The organism is Candidatus Erwinia dacicola (assembly GCF_001756855.1).
Lineage (GTDB): Bacteria > Pseudomonadota > Gammaproteobacteria > Enterobacterales > Enterobacteriaceae > Erwinia > Erwinia dacicola.
Genome location: NZ_MAYS01000518.1, coordinates 1 through 2,981, shown reverse-complemented (window position 1 = coordinate 2,981; position 2,981 = coordinate 1). Strand labels below are relative to the sequence as shown.

At 58.3% G+C, this 2,981-nt stretch carries 2 protein-coding genes and 1 pseudogene; all 3 read left to right on the top strand.

The window, feature by feature from the left end:
- Nucleotides 1-16 precede the first annotated feature (16 nt).
- Nucleotides 17-181, top strand: a pseudogene (locus BBW68_RS17065) (GreA/GreB family elongation factor); the annotation flags it as partial.
- 87 nt (nucleotides 182-268) lie between these two features.
- Nucleotides 269-2,602 (top strand): Tex family protein, encoded by a 2,334-nt coding sequence (locus BBW68_RS13285; protein ID WP_070135723.1) that lies wholly within the window; start codon nucleotides 269-271, stop codon nucleotides 2,600-2,602.
- A 151-nt stretch (nucleotides 2,603-2,753) separates the two neighbouring features.
- Nucleotides 2,754-2,981 (top strand): ferrous iron transporter A (gene feoA, locus BBW68_RS13280; RefSeq protein WP_070135722.1); only part of this gene is annotated, 228 nt, incomplete at its 3' end.

The following is a 2,981-nucleotide window of genomic DNA, read 5'->3' as shown; positions in this document are numbered from 1 at the left end:
GTCCTAAGACTCTACCGTTGGCTATGACGAAATTTTTAACCGTAACGATTACATCTCCATCGACTCACCGATGGCGCGCGCCCTGCTGAAGAAGGAGATCGGCGATGCCGCCACCGTGCAGACGCCGGTCGGTGAGGCGCTGTGGTATGTCAACGACATCAGCTACGTTAAAGAATCCTAATCTGCGCCGCGGCGGCCCGTTTAGTAGCATTCTGCCGCTGCAATCCGTATAACTATTGCTAATTTCTTAAGCCATTAAGGTATCCCAATGATGAAAGATTCGCTGAGCTGCCTGATTGCAAGTGAACTGCAGGCCCGAGCTGAACAGGTTGAAGCCGCTGTTCGCCTGCTGGACGAAGGTAATACAGTGCCGTTTATCGCACGTTATCGTAAGGAAGTGACCGGCGGGCTGGACGACACCCAGCTGCGCCAGCTGGAAACCCGCCTTGGCTACCTGCGCGAACTCGCCGACCGCCGCCAGTCCATTCTGAAATCCATCGCCGATCAGGGCAAGCTAACCGACGAGCTGACCGCGGCAATTAACGCCACGCTGGGCAGAACCGAACTCGAAGATCTCTACCTGCCGTATAAGCAGAAGCGCCGAACGCGCGGGCAGATCGCCATTGAAGCCGGTCTGGAACCGCTGGCCGACACGCTGTGGCAGGAGCCAAATCACCATCCTGAGCAGCTGGCTGCGGGCTATGTTGATACCGATAAAGGCGTGCCCGACAGCAAAGCGGTGCTGGATGGCGCGCGCTATATCCTAATGGAGCGCTTCTCCGAAGATGCCAGCCTGCTGGCAAAAGTGCGTGAATACCTGTGGGGAAATGCTCACCTTGTCTCCCGCGTGGTTAACGGCAAACAGGAAGAAGGCGCGAAATTCAGCGACTACTTTGACCATCACGAAGCCCTGTCCAGCGTGCTTTCCCACCGCGCGTTGGCCATGTTCCGTGGTCGCAACGAAGGCATCCTGCAGCTGACGTTGAATGCCGACCCGCAGTTTGACGAACCGCCGCGTAAAAGCCACGGTGAGCAGATCATTACCGAGCACCTCAACCTGCGCCTGAACAACGCTCCGGCCGATGCTTGGCGTAAAGCCGTGGTGAGCTGGACCTGGCGCATCAAAGTGTTGCTGCACCTCGAAACCGAGCTGATGGGCACGGTGCGCGAGCGGGCGGAAGACGAAGCGATTAACGTGTTTGCCCGCAACCTGCATGACCTGCTGATGGCGGCTCCAGCCGGGATGCGCGTCACTATGGGCCTCGATCCGGGCCTGCGTACCGGCGTGAAAGTAGCGGTAGTGGATGCGACCGGCAAGCTGGTTGCCACCGATACCATCTACCCGCACACCGGGCAGACCGCCAAAGCGGCGGCGGCAGTGGCAGCGCTGTGCACCGAACATAACGTTGAGCTAGTGGCAATCGGTAACGGCACCGCCTCACGCGAAACCGAGCGTTTCTACATTGAGGTGCAGAAGCAGTTCCCGCAGGTGAAAGGGGAGAAGGTGATCGTCAGCGAGGCGGGCGCGTCGGTTTATTCCGCCTCCGAACTGGCCGCGCTGGAGTTCCCGGATTTGGACGTTTCGATCCGTGGTTCGGTATCCATCGCCCGCCGTCTGCAGGACCCGCTCTCCGAGCTGGTGAAGATCGATCCGAAATCCATCGGCGTGGGCCAGTACCAGCATGACGTCAGCCAGAGCCAGCTTGCGAAGAAGCTGGATGCGGTAGTGGAAGACTGTGTAAACGGCATAGGCGTGGATCTGAACACCGCTTCGGTGCCGCTGCTGACCCGCGTGGCCGGCCTGAGCAAAATGATCGCCCAGAATATTGTCAGCTGGCGCGATGAGAACGGCTGCTTCCAGAACCGCCAGCAGCTGCTAAAAGTGGGCCGCCTTGGACCGAAAGCCTTTGAGCAGTGCGCAGGCTTCCTGCGCATCTCACAGGGCGATAATCCGCTGGACGCCTCCACGGTGCACCCGGAAGCGTACCCGGTGGTGGAGCGCATTCTCACCGCTACCGAACAGACGCTGAATGAGCTGATGGGTAACCCGTCCGTGCTGCGCGACCTGCGCGTGGTCGATTTCACCGACGAACGTTTCGGCATGCCGACCGTCAGCGACATCATCAAAGAACTGGAAAAACCGAGGCGCGATCCGCGTCCTGAGTTCAAAACTGCCCAGTTTGCCGACGGCATTGATACCATGAACGATTTGCTGCCGGGCATGGTGCTGGAAGGCTCCGTCACCAACGTCACCAACTTCGGCGCGTTCGTCGATGTCGGCGTGCATCAGGACGGCCTGATTCATATCTCTTCCCTCTCCGACAAGTTTGTCGATAATCCGCACAAAGTGGTGAAAGCTGGCGATATCGTCAAAGTGAAGGTGATGGAAGTGGATCTGCAGCGCAGGCGTATCGCCCTGACCATGCGTCTGGACGAGCAGCCGGGTGAAACCAACCCGCGTCGTGGCAGCGGTAACAGCGCGGCTAACGGCCGTGACAATACGCGCCCGGCAAAAGGCAGCAAGCCACGCCCGGCCGCGCAGCCCGCCGGTAACTGCGCGATGGGCAATGCCCTCGCCGCCGCGTTTAGTAAAAAGAGCTAAATCTCAGGCGGGCTGCTAGACCCGCTTTTTTTGCAAAAAATCTTTCCCGTTTTCTGCTATAACCTTGCTTAATATCAATGTGAGCAATAATCATTCTCATTAAAATTTCATTATCTCACTATCCAGTCCAACATGTCAGCAGGCTAAGACAATGCAACTACCCCCCCAGCACAGCTACCGGATTACCGGTTTTTCTCCAACGCTCAGCGCGGCTTTTCGCCAGAAACTGATGGCGCAGGGCCTGTTGCCCGGCACCTGCTTTACCTTGGTGCGAGTGGCGCCGCTAGGCGACCCGCTGCATATCGAAACCCGCCGTACCAGCCTGATCCTGCGCCGCAAAGAGCTTGCTCTACTACAGCTTGAAGCCATTGAAGCCATT

Bases quoted from the DNA above. Each gene is read 5' to 3' on its own strand.
- BBW68_RS13285 (WP_070135723.1), top strand. From the start codon at position 269: ATGATGAAAGATTCGCTGAGCTGCCTGATTGCAAGTGAACTGCAGGCC.